At 71.8% G+C, this 20,721-nt stretch carries 15 protein-coding genes; 7 read left to right on the top strand and 8 right to left on the bottom strand.

Annotated features, from left to right (window positions below):
- Positions 1–64: 64 nt before the first annotated feature.
- Entirely contained in the window at positions 65–853 is a 789-nt protein-coding gene (locus tag ACZ5K7_RS04400) for a phosphatase (protein ID WP_351690722.1), read from the bottom strand.
- Between the two features lie 65 nt (positions 854–918).
- Entirely contained in the window at positions 919–2,466 is a 1,548-nt protein-coding gene (locus tag ACZ5K7_RS04395; protein WP_468910277.1) for a PucR family transcriptional regulator, read from the bottom strand.
- 124 nt (positions 2,467–2,590) lie between these two features.
- On the opposite strand from ACZ5K7_RS04395, the gene ACZ5K7_RS04390 reads away from it, so the two are divergent.
- From ACZ5K7_RS04390 to ACZ5K7_RS04380, 3 genes are read left to right on the top strand one after another with little or no spacing between them, the layout of a single operon-like run.
- A complete protein-coding gene (locus ACZ5K7_RS04390; RefSeq protein WP_468910274.1) occupies positions 2,591–4,048 on the top strand; it encodes a sodium:solute symporter family protein in 1,458 nt (485 codons plus the stop codon).
- A gap of 57 nt (positions 4,049–4,105) precedes the next feature.
- Positions 4,106–5,074 carry an agmatinase gene (gene speB / locus ACZ5K7_RS04385; RefSeq protein WP_351690728.1) on the top strand — a complete coding sequence of 323 codons (969 nt, stop codon included), beginning with the start codon at positions 4,106–4,108 and terminating at the stop codon, positions 5,072–5,074.
- Positions 5,071–6,756: a thiamine pyrophosphate-binding protein gene (locus tag ACZ5K7_RS04380; RefSeq protein WP_468910269.1), complete on the top strand. Its 1,686-nt coding sequence runs from the start codon at positions 5,071–5,073 to the stop codon at positions 6,754–6,756. The genes speB and ACZ5K7_RS04380 overlap by 4 nt, the downstream gene beginning before the upstream one ends.
- 37 nt (positions 6,757–6,793) lie before the next feature.
- Here the strand turns inward: ACZ5K7_RS04380 and ACZ5K7_RS04375 are convergent, their stop codons facing one another.
- From ACZ5K7_RS04375 to ACZ5K7_RS04350, 6 genes are all read right to left on the bottom strand, one after another.
- Positions 6,794–7,150: a peptidase inhibitor family I36 protein gene (locus ACZ5K7_RS04375; protein ID WP_468910267.1), complete on the bottom strand. Its 357-nt coding sequence runs from the start codon at positions 7,148–7,150 to the stop codon at positions 6,794–6,796.
- Between the two features lie 140 nt (positions 7,151–7,290).
- Positions 7,291–8,097 carry an endonuclease I family protein gene (locus ACZ5K7_RS04370; RefSeq protein WP_351690734.1) on the bottom strand — a complete coding sequence of 269 codons (807 nt, stop codon included), beginning with the start codon at positions 8,095–8,097 and terminating at the stop codon, positions 7,291–7,293.
- Positions 8,098–8,234: 137 nt separating this feature from the next.
- On the bottom strand, positions 8,235–10,577 hold the full coding sequence (locus tag ACZ5K7_RS04365; protein ID WP_468910264.1) for an ArnT family glycosyltransferase: 2,343 nt from the start codon (positions 10,575–10,577) through the stop codon (positions 8,235–8,237).
- A 118-nt stretch (positions 10,578–10,695) separates the two neighbouring features.
- Positions 10,696–11,733 (bottom strand): esterase-like activity of phytase family protein, encoded by a 1,038-nt coding sequence (locus tag ACZ5K7_RS04360; protein ID WP_468910261.1) that lies wholly within the window; start codon positions 11,731–11,733, stop codon positions 10,696–10,698.
- Between the two features lie 199 nt (positions 11,734–11,932).
- Positions 11,933–12,778 (bottom strand): serine hydrolase, encoded by an 846-nt coding sequence (locus tag ACZ5K7_RS04355; protein ID WP_468910258.1) that lies wholly within the window; start codon positions 12,776–12,778, stop codon positions 11,933–11,935.
- A gap of 126 nt (positions 12,779–12,904) precedes the next feature.
- A complete protein-coding gene (locus ACZ5K7_RS04350) occupies positions 12,905–14,620 on the bottom strand; it encodes an MOSC domain-containing protein (RefSeq protein ID WP_468910256.1) in 1,716 nt (571 codons plus the stop codon).
- Positions 14,621–15,003: 383 nt separating this feature from the next.
- On the opposite strand from ACZ5K7_RS04350, the gene ACZ5K7_RS04345 reads away from it, so the two are divergent.
- The 4 genes from ACZ5K7_RS04345 (at position 15,004) to ACZ5K7_RS04330 (ending at position 20,664) form a co-directional block, all read left to right on the top strand.
- Complete coding sequence (locus ACZ5K7_RS04345) at positions 15,004–18,747, top strand: ABC transporter ATP-binding protein (RefSeq protein ID WP_468910253.1); 3,744 nt, start codon at positions 15,004–15,006, stop codon at positions 18,745–18,747.
- A gap of 146 nt (positions 18,748–18,893) precedes the next feature.
- Positions 18,894–19,286 (top strand): hypothetical protein, encoded by a 393-nt coding sequence (locus tag ACZ5K7_RS04340; protein ID WP_351690745.1) that lies wholly within the window; start codon positions 18,894–18,896, stop codon positions 19,284–19,286.
- 87 nt (positions 19,287–19,373) lie between these two features.
- Positions 19,374–19,448, top strand: coding sequence for a putative leader peptide (locus tag ACZ5K7_RS04335; protein ID WP_350780434.1), 75 nt, complete (start codon positions 19,374–19,376; stop codon positions 19,446–19,448).
- A gap of 124 nt (positions 19,449–19,572) precedes the next feature.
- Complete coding sequence (locus tag ACZ5K7_RS04330) at positions 19,573–20,664, top strand: LLM class flavin-dependent oxidoreductase (RefSeq protein ID WP_351690747.1); 1,092 nt, start codon at positions 19,573–19,575, stop codon at positions 20,662–20,664.
- The last annotated feature ends 57 nt before the right edge of the window (positions 20,665–20,721 follow it).

Raw genomic sequence — 20,721 nt, 5'->3', positions numbered from 1 at the left:
CTAGGCCAGGCCACGAGGTGCGGTTCCCGTGCGCGGGGGCCGCACCTCGCCCGGTCCGGCGCGGTTACGCCAGCCCCGCCTCCGACAGCAGGTACGCGGTCATCGGGTCGTAGTACCGCGGGCTGAGCACATGGTCGTCGAGCGGTACGGCCACCTGGAGGGTGCCCTCCGCCTCGGCGAGGAACAGCGCCGGGTCGTTGCAGTCGGCGTAACCGACGGAGTCCAGGCCCACCTGCGCCGCGTACCCCGCCCAGCCGTGGTCGGCGACGACCAGGTCGGGCCGCGGGCGGTCCTCGCGCTCCAGGCCGGCCAGGATGGCCTTCATCGGATCACCGGAGTGGGTGTGCCACAGCGTCGCCCCGTGCTCCAGGACGGCCACGTCGGCGAACTGCATGACGTATCCCTCGTCCGTCTGCAGCCCGTCCGGGACGACCACGATCTCGCAGCCGGCGGCGCGCAGCGCGGCGGCGGTGGCCCGGTGCACGTCCAGCAGGCCGCCCGGGTGCCCGGTCGCGAACAGCACCCGCTGCTGCCCCTCGGCCGCCTTGCGCAGCCGCGCCGCCAGCCGGTTCAGGCCGTCCACGGTCAGCTCGGGGTCGATGGTGTCCTGGCCGTACCGGTACTCGGGGTCGTCGTTCACCCCGACCCGCTCGGCCATCACGGCCAGCACGTCCTGCTCGTCGGTCCAGCGGTCGCCGAGTTCCAGTCCGAGCCACCAGTTGCGCTCGCCGTTGGCCAGCTTGCGGTAGTGGAGCAGGTTGTTCTCGCGGGGCGTGGCGACATCGCCCGCGATACGGGTCTTCACAAGGTGCTCGACGAGCTCGGCGCGGCTGGGTGTCCCGGGTATCGGCATGGCTCCATTGTGAGGCAGGGCGCAGCGCGATTCCCCTGCGTATCGCTCGCTGGGACGTGCGTCACTCACTCCTGCCGCAGGGCGAACCACAGCTCCATCCGTACGTCCGGGTCGTCGAGTTCGGCACCGAGGAGGGCCGCGCAGCGGGCGATGCGCTGGCGCACGGTGTTGCGGTGGACGGAGAGTGCCACCGCCGTGCGGTCCCAACTGCCGTGCAGGGAGAGCCAGGTGCGGAGGGTGTCGACGAGGGCGGGGTGCTCGGCGAGGGGGCCGAGGAGGGCGCGGGCGTGGGCGTGGGCCTCCTCTGCCGGGATCAGGTCGTCCAGTGCGGGGCGGGTGCTGTGCCGGACCAGGGGGGTGCGGGTCGCTCGGGCGCGGGCCAGTGCGCGGGCCGCTTGCGCGGCGGCGGCCGAGAGTTGGTGTGCGGGGACGGGGGCGCTGACGCCCAGCGTCCAGCCGGGTTGTGGTTCGGGTTGCCGGTCGGCGGGGACCAGGAGCTGGACGAGGTCCCCTACGGGGTCGATGAGAGTCGAGCCGAGTGTGGCGCCCAGTGCGGTGGCGGTCAGGAGGTCGGGCGGGTGCGGGTGGGGTGTGGCCGGCCGCGCCCCGCGGCGGAGCCGCATATCGGCAGGGCCCCGCGCCCCTGAGAGGTTGGGACGGTCCCGTTGGTCGTCTGGGCAGGCATGTACAACGAGCCAGGCGTCCCCTCTTCCGATCAGTGGCGCCACCTCCTCCGCGGTATCTCCCAGCAGCAGTCGCACGAGCGCCGCGTTGCGGGCCGCGCCCGAGCCGCTGTGCTGTTCGCCGGTGAGGAGGGTGAGGAGGACCGTGGCCACCGAGGCGATGGTGTGGTCGCCCGGTTCGCGGGCGGGGGTGGCCACCCCGAGGACGAAGCCGGTGCTGAGGGTGTAGGCCGCGAGGTGGGTGCCCGCCGTGGCGTGGGTCGCCGAGGTGGGGGTGCCCGGGCCTGACGGTCGTACCACCTCCGTCAGCTCGGCCAGCGAGGTGCGTACCGGTGCCTCCGGCTCCCGCCCCGCCGAGGCGAGCTCCGCTCCCTCCGGGCCGTACAGGGCCGTCCAGCCGCCCACCCGCTGGGCCAGCTGCCGCAGTACCGACGGCACCGGGTCGGGGCGGGCGGCGGCGGCCGCGAGGCTCTGCTGGGCCTCGGTGACCCGGCGCAGCTCGGCGAGGCGGGCCTGGGCCATCAGCTGCCAGACCGCGCGGGCGACAGCGGAGAAGGTGGTCCCCGGCGGGACCTCGATGAGCGGGAGGTCGTACGCCTCGCAGGCCGCGACGAGCGCGCGCGGGACCGTGTCGTGGACGGGGGCCAGCCCGAAGCCGAGGGCCGCGCCGCCCGCCGCCACGATCCGGGACACGTAGTCGTCGAAGTAGGTGCCCGAGCCGGCCGCGTCCGGGATGTGCACCCCGGCGGTCAGCAGCAGCTCCCCGCCCAGCAGGTAGGGGTACGGGTCGGCCATCTCCGAGGTGTGCGCCCAGTGGACTACCAGGGACGGGTCGGACGGCCCGGCGATCTGGCGCAGGGCGAGGTCCTCACGGGCCAGCAGGGCCGCGAGGGGCACCGGGGGCGTGGGGGGAACAGCGGGATCCGGCATGGTGTGCGTTCCCTCCGTCCAGCGGGCCTCGAATGGATGAAACGTACACTTCGCAGTCGCTTTCCGGCCACCTAGTGTCGGTGACCGTCACCCACCGGCGAGACCCCCGGCGAAGGAGGGCCCTGTGGCCGTCGACTACGCAGTGATCGTGATCTATCTGGCCGGCATGCTGGCCATGGGCTGGTGGGGCATGCGCCGCGCCAGGTCCAAGAGCGACTTCCTGGTGGCGGGCCGCCGCCTGGGTCCGGCCATGTACTCCGGCACCATGGCCGCGATCGTCCTGGGCGGCGCCTCCACCATCGGCGGCGTGGGCCTCGGCTACCAGTACGGCCTCTCCGGCGCCTGGATGGTCTTCACCATCGGCCTCGGGCTGCTGGCCCTCTCGGTCTTCTTCTCGGCCCGGATCGCCCGCCTCAAGGTGTACACGGTCTCCGAGATGCTGGACCTGCGCTACGGCGGCCGGGCGGGCGTGATCTCGGGCGTCGTGATGTGGGCGTACACCCTGATGCTCGCCGTCACCTCGACCATCGCGTACGCCACGATCTTCGACGTCCTCTTCGACATGAACCGGACGCTCGCCATCGTCATCGGCGGCTCGATCGTCGTCGCCTACTCGACGCTCGGCGGCATGTGGTCGATCACGCTGACGGACATGGTGCAGTTCGTGGTGAAGACCATCGGCGTACTGCTCCTGCTGCTGCCCATCGCGGTGGTCAAGGCCGGCGGCTTCGCCGAGATGAAGGCCAAGCTGCCGACGACGTACTTCGACCCGCTGGGCATCGGCGGCGAGACGATCTTCACCTACGTGCTGATCTACACGTTCGGGATGCTCATCGGCCAGGACATCTGGCAGCGCGTGTTCACGGCCCGGGGCGACCGGACGGCGAAGTGGGGCGGCACCGTCGCCGGCACCTACTGCCTGGTGTACGCCCTCGCCGGTGCCGTGATCGGTACGGCCGCCAAGGTGCTGTACCCGAAGCTGGGCAGCCCGGACGACGCGTTCGCGACCATCGTCAAGGACGAACTCCCCATCGGTGTGCGCGGGTTGGTGCTGGCGGCGGCGCTCGCCGCCGTGATGTCGACCTCCTCCGGCGCGCTGATCGCCTGCGCGACCGTCGCCAACAACGACATCTGGTCGCGGATCCGGGGGAAGGCGAGGTCCGGTGACCATGACGAGGTGCGGGGCAACCGCGTCTTCATCCTGATCATGGGCGTCGGGGTGATCGGCACGGCCATCGCGCTCAACAACGTCGTCGAGGCGCTGACCGTGGCCTACAACCTGCTGGTCGGCGGCCTGCTGGTGCCGATCCTCGGCGGGCTGCTGTGGAAGCGCGGCACGGTCCAGGGTGCCCTGGCCGCGGTGACCGTCGGCGGCCTCGCGGTGATCGGCCTGATGGCGGGCTACGGCATCCTCGCCAACGAGCCCGTCTACTACGGCCTCCTCGCCTCCCTGGCCGCGTATGTCGCCGTCTCCCTGGCGACCAGGCCGACCGACGCGGCCGTGCTGGCCAACTGGCGGGACCGGCTCGCGGGCCGTGCCGCTCCCGAACTCGTGTCCGAACCGGTGCCGGCCGCCCAGTAAAGTCGTAGACAGAAGCAGTACATACGCGACGAAGCGTAGGAAAGAAGGCATGACCTCATGAGCAGCAACGAGACACCCCGCGGCCCCGTCGACTCCTCCCGCGTCCCGCGGTACGCCGGTCCCGCGACCTTCGCCCGGCTGCCCCGCCTCGACGAGGTCGGCACCGCCGACGTCGCGGTGGTGGGCGTGCCGTTCGACTCCGGTGTCTCGTACCGGCCGGGCGCCCGCTTCGGCGGCAACGCCATCCGCGAGGCGTCCCGGCTGCTGCGCCCCTACAACCCGGCGCAGGACGCGTCCCCCTTCGCCCTGGCACAGGTCGCGGACGGCGGGGACATCGCCGTCAACCCGTTCAACATCAACGAGGCGGTCGAGACCATCGAGGCCGCCGCCGACCAGCTGCTCGGCACCGGCGCCCGGCTGATGACCCTGGGCGGCGACCACACCATCGCGCTCCCGCTGCTGCGAAGCGTCGCGAAGAAGCACGGCCCGGTCGCCCTTCTCCACTTCGACGCCCACCTGGACACCTGGGACACCTACTTCGGCGCCGAGTACACCCACGGCACCCCGTTCCGGCGGGCGGTCGAGGAGGGCATCCTCGACACCTCGGCCCTCTCGCACGTCGGCACCCGCGGCCCGCTGTACGGCAAGCAGGACCTGACCGACGACGAGAAGATGGGCTTCGGCATCGTGACCTCGGCGGACATCTACCGCCGGGGCGCCGACGAGGTGGCCGACCAGCTGCGCCAGCGCATCGGCGACCGCCCGCTGTACATCTCGATCGACATCGACTGTCTGGATCCCGCCCACGCCCCCGGCACCGGCACGCCGGAAGCGGGTGGTATGACTTCCAGGGAGCTGCTGGAGATCCTGCGCGGACTCTCCTCCTGCAACCTCGTCTCGGCGGACGTCGTCGAGGTGGCCCCCGCGTACGACCACGCGGAGATCACGTCGGTGGCGGCCTCGCACACGGCGTACGAACTGACCACGATCATGACCCGACAGATTGCCGAGGCTCGTTCGAAGTGACCCACGACCACGACCTGGTACTCCGCCCGACCGAGGCGCAGACAGCGGCCGCTCTGAACCCGCCCGCCGGCCGCAACGGCGGGGACCTGGTCGTGGAGACGCTGGCCGGGCTCGGCGCGACGACGGTCTTCGGGCTGCCCGGCCAGCACGCCCTCGGCATGTTCGACGCCCTGCACCGCTCCTCGCTGCGCTATGTCGGCCTGCGGGTGGAGAACAACGCGGGTTTCGCGGCGGACGCGTACGGCAGGATCACCGGCGAGGCGGCCCCGCTGCTGCTGTCGACCGGCCCGGGCGCGCTGACCTCCCTGGCGGCCCTCCAGGAGGCGGCCTCGGCCTCGGCCCCCGTGCTGGCGATCAGCAGCCAGATCCCCACCGCCGGCCTCGGCGGCGGCCGGCACGGCTACCTCCACGAACTCCCGGACCAGTCGGCCTCCTTCCGGGGCGTGGTGAAGTCGGTCCACACCGTCCGCACCCAGTCGCAGATCCCCTCCGCGCTCGCGGCGGCCTGGAAGTCGGCCCTCTCCGCCCCGCACGGCCCGGTGTGGGTGGAGATCCCGCAGGACGTGCTGCTGGCCCCGACCCCGCTCCCGGTGGTGACGGCGATGGACGCCACCCCGGACGAGCTGCCGCCGCGCCCCGAACTGACCGCGGTGGCGGCCGACCTGCTGTCCCGTGCGGCCCGCCCGGTGATCATCGCGGGCGGCGGAGTGGTACGGGCGGACGCCTCGGGCAAGCTGCGGCAGCTGGCCGAGACGCTGAACGCCCCGGTCGTCACCACCTTCGGCGGCAAGGGCGCCTTCCCCTGGCACCACCCGCTCTCCCTCCAGTCCTGGCTGGAGGACCGCCACACCACGGACTTCCTGGAGGACGCGGACGTCCTCCTGGTCGTCGGCTCGGGCCTGGGCGAACTCTCCTCGAACTACCACACGTTCAAGCCCCGGGGCCGCGTCGTCCAGATCGAGGCGGACCTCGGCAAGCTGGAGTCCAACCACCCGGCACTCGGCATCCACGCGGACGCCCGGCTCGGGCTCCAGGCCCTGCTGGAGACGGTGTCGCCGCGCGCGGACGACACGGTGGCCGACCGGGTACGGGACCTGCTGTCCCGGGTCTCGGAGCGCATCGCCGCCCAGGAACTCACCCTGGAACAGGACGTGCTGGCGGCGGTCCGCCGGGCCCTCCCACGGACGTCCCCGTCCTTCTGGGACATGACGATCCTGGCCTACTGGGCGTGGTCGGCGTTCGACCCGCAGGGCACCAACCTCATGCACTCGGCCCAGGGCGCCGGCGGTCTCGGCTACGGCTTCCCGGCGGCGCTCGGCGCGGCCGCGGCCGACCCGACCCGCCCGGTCCTCGCGGTGTCCGGCGACGGCGGTGCCCTCTACTCCATCGCGGAACTGGCGACGGCGAGGCAGCACGACCTCCCGGTCACCTGGCTCATCGTGGACGACGGCGGCTACGGCATCCTGCGCGAGTACATGACCGACGCCTTCGGCGAGCCCACGGCGACGGAACTGACCCGCCCCGACTACGTGGCGCTCGCCGAGTCCTTCGGCGTCCCCGCCGTCCGCACCACTCCGGAGTCCCTGGAGACGGACCTGGCGAAGGCCCTGGCCGCACCGGGCCCCTCGGTGGTCGTACTCCCGGCGCTACTGCGGATGTTCGCGCCGACGCATCTGGGCTAGGGCTGGGGCTGGTCCAGGCCGGACCCCCTAGGGGGAATCAGCAGGCGCCCGCACCCACCCCGTCGATGCGGCCGCCGAAGTCGCCGAGGTACTGGGAGCGCCAGTCGCCGTTGAAGGTGTCGCGCTTCTCGGTCGGGGACCAGTTGATGAGGCAGGCGCGGGTGGAGGCGACGAAGGAGCCGACGTGGTCGTGGAGGTTGGGGGGCATGTCGCGGTAGCCGCTGCGGGCCGTCCACTCCCAGTAGTCGCCGCCGAAGCCCTCCCCGCTCCAGAAGCACACCGAGCCGTCGGGACAGGACGGGGCGGCGGCCGCGTGCGCGGCGGCGCTCTGCGCGGGCACCACCAGCGCGGTCAGCGCGAGGGCGGCGGCGAGGGACCAGGTGCGAAGCTTCACGGGGCTCTCCGTAAAAGGGAGTTGGGACGCCTCGGCGGAACTGCCGGGGCGCCCCCATGCTCCTGGGCGATCACACGGACACGCCCGAGCCCAAGATCGACTTCACCTGTGTGAGCGAAGTAGTAGGACTTGTCGCCGTCCTACCAGATCGCCTCGACCCACTCCGGGTGGTCGATGAACGGGTTCCGGTTGTGCTGGTAGGTGCTGTAGATGACGTCGTTGCGGTTCTCCTCGAAGGAGTCCGGCGGGTCCTCGTCGTTCCACTGCTTGAGGACCGAGAGCTTGCCGATGTACGGGGTGGAGCCGTTGGCGACCTTGTCGTCGGGCTCCAGGTTCGCGAAGCCGTCGTCGCCCTCGTAGCGGACCGCCATGTAGAGGATCATGCGGGCCACGTCGCCCTTGACCGCGTCGCGCGGCTCGAAGGAGTCCGAGTCGGCCTTGCTGCCGCCACTGTTGGTGAAGGTGGAGCCGCCCTCGTCGAAGTCGAGGTTGCCGCGCTTGCCGTTGACCGCCACGTCCTCGGGACGGATGTGGTGCAGGTCCGTGCCGGGGCCGGTGGAGGTGGTGAGGTCGCCGTGCGAGATCGCCCACACGTGCTCACGGTTCCAGTCGCCGCTGTCACCGCCGTTGAGGGTCTTGCTGCGCGAGATGCCCGAGTACAGCAGGATCACGTTGCTGCTGTTGTTCGGGTCCTGGTCGGTCTTCTTCAGGGCGTCCCACAGGGCCGAGTACGACAGCTTGGTGACGTTCGCGCTGATGATCGTGTGCAGGGACGACTTGAGGCTCGTCCCGGTCTTGCCGATCGCGTTCTTGTAGTACGTCGAGTCGTACGCGGTGGTCGTCGCGGCGGCCGGAGTCGCCGTCAGCGCCGGGGCGGTCAGGCCGACCAGAACGGCGGCGGTCGTCAGGGCCACCGACTTCCAGTGCCGTATGCGTGTCGCCAGCATAAAGAGTTTCCCATCTACGCGGGTTGATGAGGCGGCAAGAAGGAGGGTGACATGAACATGAGGACGCTGTGGTGAACGGGACGTAAAAAGAGGCCCCCGACCGAGTGGTCGGGGGCCTCTTACGGTGTCGGGTTACGTCAGCTGACGTCCGACGGGTCGAGCCGGTAGAGCGTCGAGGTGGACGAAGAGGATGAAGAGGACGAAGAAGAGGACGAGTTGGAGGTCGAGGAAGAGCTCTCCGTCGTGCTCTTGCTGTACGCGCTCTCCTTCACCGCCGTCCCGTTCTTCTGCACCCAGCTGGTCACCTCGGAGCTGAGCGTGTTGTTGCCGCCCATGCCCATACCGCCGCCGCCGACCTGGATGTAGTGCAGCTTGCCCGCCTTCACCAGTTCCTTCAGCTTGGCGACGGTCATCGCCTTGTCGGTTCCGGTGAAGCCCCACATGGAGATCACGGGCTCCTCGGCGCTCAGCTCGATCTGGGCCGCGGACTGGGAGTTGGAGACCGCGAGCAGCCAGGTGGCGCCGTCCATGTGCTTCTTCAGGTAGGCGATCAGGTCGCTGCTCACGCCGCCGCCCATACCGCCGCCCATGCCACCGCCGCCGAAGCCGCCGCGCTGGCCGGTGCCGCCGGCTGCCTCGCCGGTGCCGTTCGGCGGGGTGCCGCCCGCCTCGCCGGTGCCACCGGTGCCACCGGCCGCGCCGCCCGGCAGCTCGCCGTTCGTGCCGCCGGGGAAGCCGCCGCCCTGCTGGTTGCCGCTGGGCGCCTGGCCGTTGGCGCCGCCGGGACCGCCGGTGCCGCCGGTCGCGCCCGTACCGCCGCCCGGCGCCTCGCCGTTCGTGCCGCCGGGGAAGCCGCCGCCCATCTCGCCGCCGGCCTCGGCGTTCTGCCCGCCCTGGCCGCCGCCCGGGAACCCGCCCCGGTTGCCGCCGCCACCGCCGGGACCGCCGCCGAAGCCGCCGCTGCCCGTCGAGGGGCCGGCCGTCGGGTTCGTACCGCCCATGCCACCGCCGGCCGAGCCGCCGAACGGGTCCGCCGCCGCGTATGCCGTCGGACCGGCCAGCGCCGCGATCACGGCCGCCGCCACCGAGGCCGTGAGGAGCCGGGCCCGGTTGCCGGACCGGAAGAGGATCATGCCCACGATGCCGGCCACCGTCAGGACGCCGATCGTCGGCCACAGCCAGGTGTTCCAGCCGGAGGCGCGACGGAGCAGGACGATCGCCCAGATGCCGGTGACGCCGAAGGCAGCCGGCAGGACCCAGATCCACCGCTTGTCGGTGCGGAACGCGTGCAGCAGCATCACGCCACCGCCGCCGCACAGCGCCGCGATGCCGGGGGCCAGCGCGGTCGTGTAGTACGGGTGCATGGTGCCCTGCGCGGTCGCGAAGATCACGTAGTGCAGGAGGGTCCAGCCGCCCCACAGGACCAGCGCCATCCGGCGCAGGTCGGTGCGGGGAGCGCGGCCGCACAGCACCAGGCCGCCGATCAGGGCGATCGCGGAGAAGGGCAGCAGCCAGGAGATCTGGCCGCCGAGGATGTCGTTGAACATCCGGCCGAGACCGGCGGAGCCGGAGAAGCCGCCGCCTCCGCCGCCGCCCCCGGCGCCGTTGCCCTCGCCGCCGAAGACGCGGCCGAGACCGTCGTACCCCATGATCAGGTCCCAGGCCGAGCCGTCCGTGGAGCCGCCGATGTACGGGCGGTCGGAGGCCGGGACCAGGGAGACGGCGATCGCCCACCAGAAGCTGGACACGGCCAGGACCACCGCGGCGAGCGCCAGGTTGACGATCCGCTTCACCCAGGGGGCCTTCGACGCGTACAGGTAGAGCGCGAAGACGGCCGGGAGCGCGATCCAGCCCGCGAGCAGCTTGGTGTTGAAGGCGAGGCCGAAGCAGGCCGCCGAGCCGAGCAGCGGGAGCAGCTTCTCGTCACGGGTGGCGCGGAACGCGAGCGCCGCGCCCGCGACCATCAGGAAGACCAGGATCGTGTCGGGGTTGTTGTCGCGGTTGATCGCGACGGTGATCGGGGTCAGCGCGAGCACCAGCGCGGCGACGGTCGCCGCGCCGTGGCCCCAGATCCGCTTCACGTTCGCGTGCAGGATCCAGATCGTGCCGAGACCGGCCGCGACCTGCGGCACCATCATCTGCCAGGTGCCGAAGCCGAAGATCCGGCACGACAGGCTCATGACCATGGTCGCGAACGGCGGTTTGTCGACGGTCAGGAAGTTGCCCGGGTCCAGCGAACCGAAGAACCAGGCCTTCCAGCTCTTCGTACCGGCCCAGATGGCGCCGCTGTAGAAGGTGTTCATGTTGGAACCGGAGAGGCTCCAGGAGTAGAGCACCGTCGCCAGGATCATGATCGCGATCAGCGCGGGCAGCGACCAGCGCGGTGCCTTGTCCGGCAGGGGAGCCGCGGGGGTCGCCGTGGGCGGCGCCCAGTCGGGGGACACGGTCGTGGGGGGAATGGGATCGGTGGCAGATGTCACCAGCCCACCATGCAGACGGCGGATGGGTGAGGGCTGTGCCGATCCTGGGCGCAGGCTGTGGGTGGATGAGATATGGGTAAGAGGGCGGCCGGTGCGACCGCCCTCCGCAGCCCCCGGCTCAGTGCGCGCGGACCGACAGGCGGTAGAAGCGGGTCGTCTGGGCCGCGTTCTGGTTGTCGTCGCTGACCAGGAGAACCTTGTACGCGCCCTTGGAGCGGCCCGTGACCACCATGCCCTCGATGTTGTCGAGGAGCGGGTTGGGCTGCGGCTGCTTGGCCGTGGCGCCCAGGGTCGGGCAGGTCGCGATGTCCGTGAGCAGGGTCTTCCTGATCAGCCGTACGCCGGCCTGCCCGGTGAGGTTCGTGATGCCGCTGGTGTCGGTGGCGTGCCGCGGGTCGGCCAGGAAGAGGCGGACGGTGTTGCCGACGCCGGCGGTGAAGCCGCGTTCCAGGACGAGCAGGCGGCCGTCGGGCAGCGCCTGGACCTCGGGGACGCCGAGGATCGGGTCGTCGGTGCGGTAGGCGTACTGGGCCGACAGCCTGAAGTGGTCGCCCTTGGTGCGCTGCCAGGTCTGGAAGCGGACGATCCCTGCGGTGTCGCCGGAGAGGGCGTACTCCATGGAGGCCACCAGGGTGCGGCCGCCGTTCAGGAGGGTCAGGCCCTCGAAGGTCTGGTTGGTGGTGGCCCGCCCGGCGGGGGAGACCAGCAGCGAGGACGGCACAGGGAGGCGGTCCAGGATCCTGCTGTCCACCGAGTAGCGGCGGATCGACGGCTCGGTCTCGGAGGTGACCAGCCGGGTGCCGTCGCGGTCCACGACCAGACCCTCGGAGTCCAGCGCGGCGCCGTTCTCGTCGGCGAGCTGGACGACCTTCTTCGGCGCCAGCGTCTTCGCGTCCAGGTCGAAGAGCGAGGAGCGGTCGGAGAGGGTGGCCAGGGAGCCGTGCCGGTCCAGGGCGAGCGCGGAGAAGTTGCCGACGAAGGTAGGGTGGAAGGTCGTCTTGTCGAGGGCGTCGGAGAAGCCGTCGAGGGAGACCGTGGACGAACAGGCCTGGGCAGGAGCGGACTTGGCCGACGCGGCGGCGGGCCCGGCGGCGGACAGACAGGTGGCCGCCGCCAGGCCGGCGGTGACGGTGGCGAGTACGGTTCGCAGGCGCATGGCCGTCACCGTAAGGCGGATCGGTGAAGAGCGGGAGACCCGCTCATGAAAGGTCGGGTCACCCGCCGGCTCGGGGGCCGGACTGCGGCACGGCCACGGTCCGGTCAGGGCCGGCCCACCTGCCGGCTCGGGGCCGGATCGCGGCACGGCCACGGCCGGGTCATGGCCGGAGCGGGCTCCCGTCATGACCCGAGCGGGCTCAACTCGCGGCCAGGTCCTTGTGGATGGCCTTCGCGATGCCCTGGATCGTGGTGATCCCGTAGTTCATGGTGCTGTTGTCGTGGGTCAGCACGGTCATCATGTAGTCGTGGCCGCCGCCCTTGAAGGTGCCGAGGCTGTGCACCCGCCAGCCGTGCGTGGAGCGCGACAGCCAGCCGTTCTTGACGTGCACGGAGACCCCGGACGGGACGCCGTACGGGGTGCCCCAGCGCTGGGACGAGATGACCTGCCCCATCAGCTTCTGGATGTACGCCCGTGAATTGTCGCTCAGGACGGTGTTCTTGGCGGTGATCATGGTGAGCAGCCGCTGCTCGTCGTGGACGTCGATCTGGGTGAGACCCCAGTAGCCGTTGGCGCCCGGGGTGGTCTGGGTCATCCCGGCGGCCGTCAGGAACCCCTTGATCTTCGTCAGGCCGAGCTGCTTCCACAGTTTCGTGGTCGCGTCGTTGTCCGACTTGGTGATCATGGCCTTGGTCAGGGTCTGCTCGGTGGTCGTCAGGTAGCGGTTGTGTTTCTTGGCGTCCCACAGCAGCGTGGCCAGCACGGTCACCTTCACGGTGCTCGCCGAGTCGTAGTGGGTGGTGGCACGGAGCGTGCACGTGGTCTTCGTGGACCGGTCGTAGAGCCCGACGGCGATGGTCCCCTTGCGGTTCGCCATCGCCGCGGTGATGTCCTTCTGCAGCTTCGCGGCCAGGCCCGCCTTCGCGGACGTACAGCTGACGGTGGGAGCGGCTGCCGAGGCGGGCGCGGCCACCCCCGCGGTGAACGCGGCCCCGCCTGCGATCGCCACCAGCACCCTGGCGCGTCTCGATATCCGGTGTGTCATACCCGGATTGACTCGCGAGTTCGCCCGAATGGTTGTACGGGCGGGGCAGGGTTTGACTAGTCGTTACCGGCTCGCCGGCGGCGGAGGTGCCGGTCACCGCTCGCGGACGCGGCCGTGCCGTTTGGGTCAGAGGTCGAGGACCGCCTCGGTGGCCGGTGTGCTGCAGCAGACGAGGACGGTGCCGGACTCGGGGAGTTCGAGCGGCGGGGTGGTGTAGACGACGTCGCCTGTCACCAGGGGGGTGACACAGGTGTGGCAGACGCCGGTGCGGCACGACCAGCGGGTGGGGACGTCGCAGGCTTCGGCGAGTTCGAGGAGCGAGGCGTGCGCGGGTGACCACGGGGTGGTGACACCGCTGCGGGCGAAGGTGACGAGCGGGCCCGGGCCCGCGGGACCGGAGGGCTGGTGCGGCCGGACCGCGGCGGTGGGCGCGATGCCGGGGTTGATGGCGGTGAGCGCGCTGAACCGTTCCGTGTGGATCCGCTCGGGGCGCAGCCCGTGGTCGCGCATCAGGGCGCCGAAGTCGTCCATGAAGGCGGTGGGTCCGCAGAGATAGGCGTCGGCGTCGGCCGGGATCCCCAGGGCGGCGAGCGACGCGGCGGTCGGGCGCCCCCGGGTGACCCGGTCCTCGCCGGGGCGTGGGCCGTCGGCCGTGTAGTAGAGGTGTTCGTGGGCGTCCGGGAGCCGGGCGAGGAGGGCCCGGGCCTCGGCCGCGAAGGCGTGGTGGGCGCGGTCGTGGGCGGTGTGCAGCCACCAGAGGGGACGCGGGTCCCGGGCCGCGGCGAGCCGGTGGAGCATGGCGAGCACGGGAGTGACACCGATGCCGGCGGAGGCGAGGACGACCGGGCCGGTGCCTTCCTCGAGGACGAACGTGCCGCGCGGGGCGGCGACGTCCACGAGGTCCCCGGGGCGGAGCCCGGCGTGGATGTAGCCGCTGACCTTCCCGTGGGGCTCGTGCTTGACGCTGATCCGGTACCCGCCGGCCGCGGGCGGCGCCGAGGACAGGGAGTAGCTGCGTACCTCGTGGGCGGCCGTGCCGGCGGCGAGACGGACGGAGAGGTACTGGCCCGGGCGGGCGGCCGGCAGCGGGGTGCCGTCGACGGTGTCGAGGTAGACGGAGGAGATGTCGGCGGTCTCGCGGACGATACGGGCGACGCGCAGGGGCCGGAAGCCCGGCCACCCCGGCTGGTCCCCGGGCCGCCCGGCGGCGGCGAGCTCACGGAAGGACTGCTGCCATCCGGGGCTGAGGGCGGGGATGTCCAGCGCGGTGCGCAGCTTCGCGGGGTCGCGGCCGGGGAGGTAGAGCAGCGCGTCGGTGTCGGCGACGCTGAGCTCTCCCGGCCCCCTGCGGGTGAGGGTGATCTCGTCGCCGGCCCGGACGTGTCCCTCGGTGAGTACCCGCAGGTAGAAGCCGGGGCGGTGGTGGGCGACCAGGAGGGCGGCCATGGTGGGCTCGCCCACGCGCATGCCGACGCGATAGCAGGTGACGCGCGGCTGGGTGACCTCGAACTCCGCCTCGCCGATCCGGTACCGGTCGCCGATGCACACCTCGTCGTCGGGCAGGCCGTCGACGGTGAAGTTCTCCCCGAAGATCCCGAAGGTCAGGTCGTCGCGGCCGAGCCGCTTGCGCCAGTACCGGTAGGAGTCCAGCTGGTAGACGAGCACGGCCCGGATCTCGCCGCCGTGCCCGGCCAGGTCGCCCTGGCCGTCCCCCTCGACGTTCAGCCGCCGCACCATACGACGGCCGGACACGGGTGATTTCCACGCCCCGGTACGGACGGTCCGCCCCTGCCAGGGCACATCCTTCGGCAGCCCCACGTTGACGGACAGCAACGTCCCCATGGCGACCTCCTGCGGGTGACCGGCCGGGCGGCCCCAGTCTGCTGCCTTCGCCGGGCCGCCGCGAACGGAGGAGACGTCCGGACCGCGGTGACGCCCGGGCGGGCGATCGCGAAGGCCATCGCGAGGTGGGTCGACGGCAGGCCGGCCTTCGCGGCGAGCGGGATCAGCTCGCGTCGCGGTGATCACCGGGAGGCAAGGTGATCACCGGGCGGCAAGGTGATCACCGGGCGGCAAGCGGATCGCGCAAGAACGCGGGTCCGTGAAAGGCGCCGGCGCTCCTGGTCGTCCCCGGACTCGGCCAGGGAATTGTTGCGGAGGGATGAAATCCGGTTCCTTTCGTGTTGTGGCCATGCGGAAGACCAGGGCGAACGAAGGGCACCCGCGTGGCAGCGCAACAGGGGGAGCGGCAGGGCTGGGCGCGCAGGCTGGCGGGGTATGCCTGGCGGCATCCCGGCTACGTCGTGCTCGCGCTCGGGTCCTCGCTGGCCGGCATGGCCGTACTGGCCGTCGTACCCCTCATCACCAAGGTGATCATCGACGACGTGATCGGTGGCCACAGCCGGGCCATGGGGCCCTGGGCAGGCGCCCTGGTCGGCGCCGCCGTCCTCGTCTACGCGGCCACCTTCGTCCGCCGCTACTACGGCGGCCGGCTCGCCCTCGACGTCCAGCACGACCTGCGGACCGAGATGTACGACACCATCACCCGGCTCGACGGACGGCGGCAGGACGAGCTGTCCACCGGTCAGGTGGTCGGCCGGGCGACGAGCGACCTCCAGCTGATCCAGGGGCTGCTCTTCATGCTGCCCATGACCATCGGCAACGTCCTCCTCTTCCTGATCTCCCTCGGCATCATGGCCTGGCTGTCGCTGCCGCTCACCCTGGTCGCCCTCGCCGTCGCCCCGGCCCTGTACTGGATCGCCAAGCGCAGCCGCAGCAAGCTCCACCCCGCCACCTGGTACGCCCAGGCCCAGGCCGCCGCCGTCGCCGGCGTGGTCGACGGCGCGGTGAGCGGCGTCCGTGTGGTGAAGGGCTTCGGGCAGGAGGACCAGGAGACCGGCAAGCTCCGGGAGGTCGGCCGCAGGCTCTTCGCCGGGCGGCTGCGCACCATCCGGCTGAACAGCAGGTTCACCCCGGCCCTGCAGTCCGTCCCGGCCCTCGGCCAGGTCGCCATGCTGGCGCTCGGCGGCTGGCTGGCGGTCCGCGGTCACATCACCCTCGGTACCTTCGTCGCCTTCTCCTCCTACCTCGCCCAGCTGGTCGGCCCGGTCCGGATGCTGGCCGTGGTCCTCACCGTCGGCCAGCAGGCCCGCGCCGGCACCGAACGCGTCCTGGAGCTGATCGACACCGAGCCGACCCTGAAGGAGGGCACGAAGACCCTCCCGGCCGACGCGCCCGCGACCGTCGAGTTCGACGACGTGTCCTTCGGGTACGACCACGAGCGCCCCGTGCTCCGGGGGCTCAGCTTCGAGATCCGGCCGGGCGAGACCCTCGCCGTCGTCGGCTCCTCCGGCTCCGGCAAGTCCACGGTCTCCCTGCTCCTGCCGCGCTTCTACGACGTCACCCACGGCGCCGTCCTGGTCGGCGGCCACGACGTCCGCGAGCTGACCTTCGACTCGCTGCGGGCAGCCATCGGCCTGGTCCCGGAGGACTCCTTCCTCTTCTCCGACACGGTCCGGAACAACATCGCCTACGGCCGCCCCGACGCGACCGACGAGGAGATCCTGGAAGCCGCCCGCGCCGCCCAGGCGGACCGTTTCATCGCCGAGCTGCCCGAGGGCTACGGCACCAAGGTCGGCGAGCAGGGCCTCACCCTCTCCGGCGGCCAGCGCCAGCGCGTCGCCCTCGCCCGCGCCCTGCTGACCGACCCCCGCCTGCTCGTCCTCGACGACGCCACCTCGGCCGTCGACGCCCGTGTGGAGCACGAGATCCACGAGGCGCTCAAACACGTCATGCGCGGCCGCACCACCCTCCTGATCGCGCACCGCCGCTCCACCCTCAACCTCGCCGACCGCATCGCCGTCCTGGACGGCGGCCGGCTCGCCGCCGTCGGTACCCACGAGGAGCTCCAGGAGCGGTCCGCCCTCTACCGCCGGCTGCTCACCGACCCCGACGAGCTGGGCGGGGTCTCCCCGGGCCACGCGCTCCCCGAGATCCCGCACGAGGACACGACGCTCCGGGACGAACTGGACGCGGAGTTCGACGCCGAGCGAGGCGTGACCCCGCGTCTGTGGACCGGCGACCGTACGCCCAGGGACCTCGCCCTCGCCGGCACCCCGGCCACCCCCGAACTCCTCGCCCAGGTCGACGCGCTGCCCCCGGCCACCGACACCCCCGGCATCGACGAGGCCCGGGCCGTACGCCCCGAGGACTCCTACGGTCTGCGCCGGCTGCTGCGCGGCTTCGGGCGTCCCCTGCTCGTCAGCCTCGCCCTGGTCGCCGTGGACGCCGGCATGGGCCTGCTGCTGCCGGTGCTGATCCGGCACGGCATCGACCAGGGCGTCACCAAGATGGCGCTCGGCGCGGTCTGGGCGGCCTCGCTGCTCGGGCTGTTCGCGGTACTGGCCCAGTGGGCGGCCCAGATCGGCGAGACCCGGATGACCGGCCGTACCGGCGAACGCGTCCTCTACTCGCTCCGGCTGAAGATCTTCGCCCAGCTCCAGCGGCTCGGCCTCGACTACTACGAGCGGGAGCTGACCGGCCGGATCATGACCCGGATGACGACCGACGTCGACGCGCTCTCGACCTTCCTGCAGACCGGGCTGGTCACCGCCTTCGTCTCGGTCGTCACCTTCTTCGGCATCATGGTCGTCCTGCTGGTGATCGACGTACAGCTCGCGCTGGTCGTCTTCGCCACCCTGGTCCCGCTGATCGTCGCGACCTTCTTCTTCCGCCGGGCCAGCGTGAAGGCGTACGAACTCGCCCGTGAGCGGGTTTCGGTGGTCAACGCCGACCTCCAGGAGTCGGTGTCGGGCCTCAGGATCGTGCAGGCCTTCCGGCGCGAGGGGGACAGCGGACGCCGTTTCACCGAGCGCAGCGAGAGCTACCGCAGGGCCCGTATCCGGGGCCAGTGGCTGATTTCGGTCTACTTCCCGTTCGTCCAGCTGCTGTCGTCGGTGGCCGCGGCCGGCGTGCTGATGGCGGGTGCCCACCGGGTGGAGGCGGCCACCCTCACCACCGGTGCCCTGGTCGCCTACCTCCTCTACATCGACCTGTTCTTCGCACCCGTCCAGCAGCTCTCCCAGGTCTTCGACGGCTACCAGCAGGCCACCGTCTCGCTCGGCCGTATCCAGGAACTGCTGCGCGAGCAGACGTCGACGCGGGCGGCGGAGCAGCCGCTGGAGGTGCCCGAGCTCCGTGGCGAGATCGCCTTCGAGGGCGTGCACTTCGCGTACGGGGCCGCCGACGAGGGCGAGGCGGCCCTCGGCGGCATCGACCTGACCATCCCCGCCGGGCAGACGGTCGCCTTCGTCGGCGAGACCGGCGCCGGCAAGTCGACCCTCGTCAAGCTGGTCGCGCGGTTCTACGACCCGACGGGCGGCCGGGTGACGGTCGACGGCAGGGATCTGCGCACCCTCGACCTCACCTCGTACCGCCATCGCCTCGGGGTCGTTCCGCAGGAGGCGTACCTCTTCCAGGGGACCGTCCGGGACGCCATCGCCTACGGCCGTCCGGACGCCACCGACGCCGAGGTGGAGGCGGCGGCCCGCGCGGTCGGCGCCCACGAGATGATCGCCACCCTCGACGGCGGCTACCTCCACGAGGTGGCCGAGCGCGGCCGCAACCTCTCGGCGGGCCAGCGTCAGCTGATCGCCCTGGCCCGCGCGGAACTCGTCGATCCCGACGTCCTGCTCCTCGACGAGGCGACGGCGGCCCTCGACCTGGCGACGGAGGCCCAGGTCAACATTGCCACCGACCGCCTCGCGGGCCGTCGTACCACCCTGGTGGTGGCCCACCGGCTGACCACCGCGGCCCGCGCCGACCGGGTGGTGGTCATGGACCACGGCCGGGTCGCCGAGGACGGCACTCACGACGAACTCCTCGCCCGCGACGGCCGTTACGCCGAGCTGTGGCGCACCTTCATCGGCCAGTCCGAGGAACCGGAGGAGCCGGTCGGCGCCACCCGCTGAGCCGCCGACGCCGTGACCTGCCGTGATCCAGGGCGGGTGATCGGGCCGCTGACGGTCGTGCAACCATCCGACATATGTCGTGCGTCCGTACATCAGTACGGTCATGGCTGGGGCACAGCTGCGGTGCGGTGCGGGAGGGGACGACTGTGAACAGTGGTGCGATACGGCGGTGGCTGGCGCTCGGTGTGGCCGTGCTGGCCGCCTCCGGGGCGCTCGCCCTCGTGGCACCGGCCGAGGCCCAGGCCGTGACGGCGGGCAACTGCGCCGGCCGCCAGGTGCGGACCCTGCCCTTCGCGACCGGCATCGTGCACATCTACCGGCAGGGCGGCTACGTCTGCGCGGTCACGCTCCCCAGGAACCCCGGCGGCAAGCGCATGATGTCCGTCAGCGTCCAGGCCCGCGGCAACCGTCCGGTCGTCGACAAGGGCAAGTACCAGTACCACGCCGGGCCGGTGACCGTGCATGCCGGGCACCGGTGCGTCTGGGTCAAGGGCTCGGTGGGCCGCTCCTCGGTCAGCTCGGGATGGATCCTCTGCTGACGCCGTGACCGGCCGCCCGCCCCCACTCAGTTCACCCAGTGAGACTCCCGTCTCGCCCGTAACCCCCGGTGTGTATAGTCCCGGCCCATGGAATCCGGTGTCGAGCTCGTGAAGCGCGCCCACGTCGACCTGCTCAGGGTCGCCGCGTCGCTCTGTAGCTGACCCCGCGCGCCCTTTTCCCGGCGCTCTCTTCCTCTCTTCTCCCCGCTCCGCCCTCGGCTTTCCTGCCGTCACCGGCGTGATTCAACGTTGCACCTGCTCCTTCCGCTCCTTCCTGGAGACCCCCATGACCGTGCGTCTGCACTGGTTCCTGCCCACCACCGGCGACGACCGTGACGTGGTCGGCGTGACCGCCCGCGACTCCCTCCAGTCCCGTTCCACCGCCCGTCCGCCCACCCTCGACTACCTCACCCAGGTCGCCCGCGCCGCCGAGTCGGCCGGCTTCGAGGCCGTGCTCACCCCGACCGGCAGCGACTGCGAGGACTCCTGGCTCACCACCGCCGCGATCATTCCCCAGACCAGCCGGCTGAAGTTCCTGGTCGCCTTCCGGCCGGGCGTGATCGCACCCCCGCTCGCCGCCCAGATGACCGCCACCTACCAACGGCTGTCCGGCGGCCGGCTGCTCCTCAACGTCGTCACCGGCTCCGACGCCGACGAGCAGCGCGGATACGGCGACTTCCTCTCCCACGGCGAGCGCTACGCCCGCACCGAGGAGTTCCTGCGGCTGCTGCACACCGCCTGGTCCGGGGAGCCGTACGACTTCGAGGGCGCCCACTACCGGGTGGCCGGCGGGCGGTTGCGCCGGCCACCGCTGGTACGGCCGCCGGTCTTCTTCGGCGGCTCCTCCGAGGCCGCGCTGCCCGTCGCCGCCCGCCATGCGGACACCTACCTCACCTGGGGGGAGCCGCCGGCCGCGGTCGCCCGGAAGATCGGCCGGGTGCGGGAGCTGGCCGCCGCCGAGGGGCGTGAACTGTCGTACGGCATCCGGCTGCACGTCATCAGCCGGGACACCGCCGGGGAGGCCTGGGCGGAAGCCGACCGGATCCTCGCCTCCCTCGACCCGGCCGCCATCAGGGCCGCGCACGAGCGGTTCAGCCGCTCGGACTCGGCGGGGCAGCGGGCGATGGCCGCGCTGAGCGGGGGACGGACCGACCGGCTGGAGATCCACCCCAACCTGTGGGCGGGTTTCGGGCTGGTGCGGCCCGGCGCCGGGACCGCCCTGGTCGGCAGCCATGAGCAGGTCGCCGAGCGCATCGAGGAGTACGCGGACCTCGGCATCGAGCACTTCATCCTCTCGGGGCAGCCGCATCTGGAGGAGGCGATCCGGTTCGGCGAGTGCGTCCGGCCGCTGCTCGCCCGTCAACTCGCCGCCGCGTAAGTACCTCTCACCGACCCGACACCCCGTCACTCAGCCGACGCCCAGTCACCGGCCGGA

Source organism: Streptomyces sp. NPDC031497, assembly GCF_055580905.1.
The sequence above is the reverse complement of the archived record's forward strand: the minus strand, read 5'-3'. Positions and strand labels throughout refer to the sequence as shown.

Coding starts and splice junctions, on each gene's coding strand:
- ACZ5K7_RS04370 (WP_351690734.1), bottom strand. CDS start 8,097: ATGCTGGCGACACGCATACGGCACTGGAAGTCGGTGGCCCTGACGACC.
- ACZ5K7_RS04400 (WP_351690722.1), bottom strand. CDS start 853: ATGCCGATACCCGGGACACCCAGCCGCGCCGAGCTCGTCGAGCACCTT.
- ACZ5K7_RS04360 (WP_468910261.1), bottom strand. CDS start 11,733: ATGCGCCTGCGAACCGTACTCGCCACCGTCACCGCCGGCCTGGCGGCG.
- speB (WP_351690728.1), top strand. CDS start 4,106: ATGAGCAGCAACGAGACACCCCGCGGCCCCGTCGACTCCTCCCGCGTC.
- ACZ5K7_RS04395 (WP_468910277.1), bottom strand. CDS start 2,466: ATGCCGGATCCCGCTGTTCCCCCCACGCCCCCGGTGCCCCTCGCGGCC.
- ACZ5K7_RS04355 (WP_468910258.1), bottom strand. CDS start 12,778: ATGACACACCGGATATCGAGACGCGCCAGGGTGCTGGTGGCGATCGCA.
- ACZ5K7_RS04350 (WP_468910256.1), bottom strand. CDS start 14,620: ATGGGGACGTTGCTGTCCGTCAACGTGGGGCTGCCGAAGGATGTGCCC.
- ACZ5K7_RS04330 (WP_351690747.1), top strand. CDS start 19,573: ATGACCGTGCGTCTGCACTGGTTCCTGCCCACCACCGGCGACGACCGT.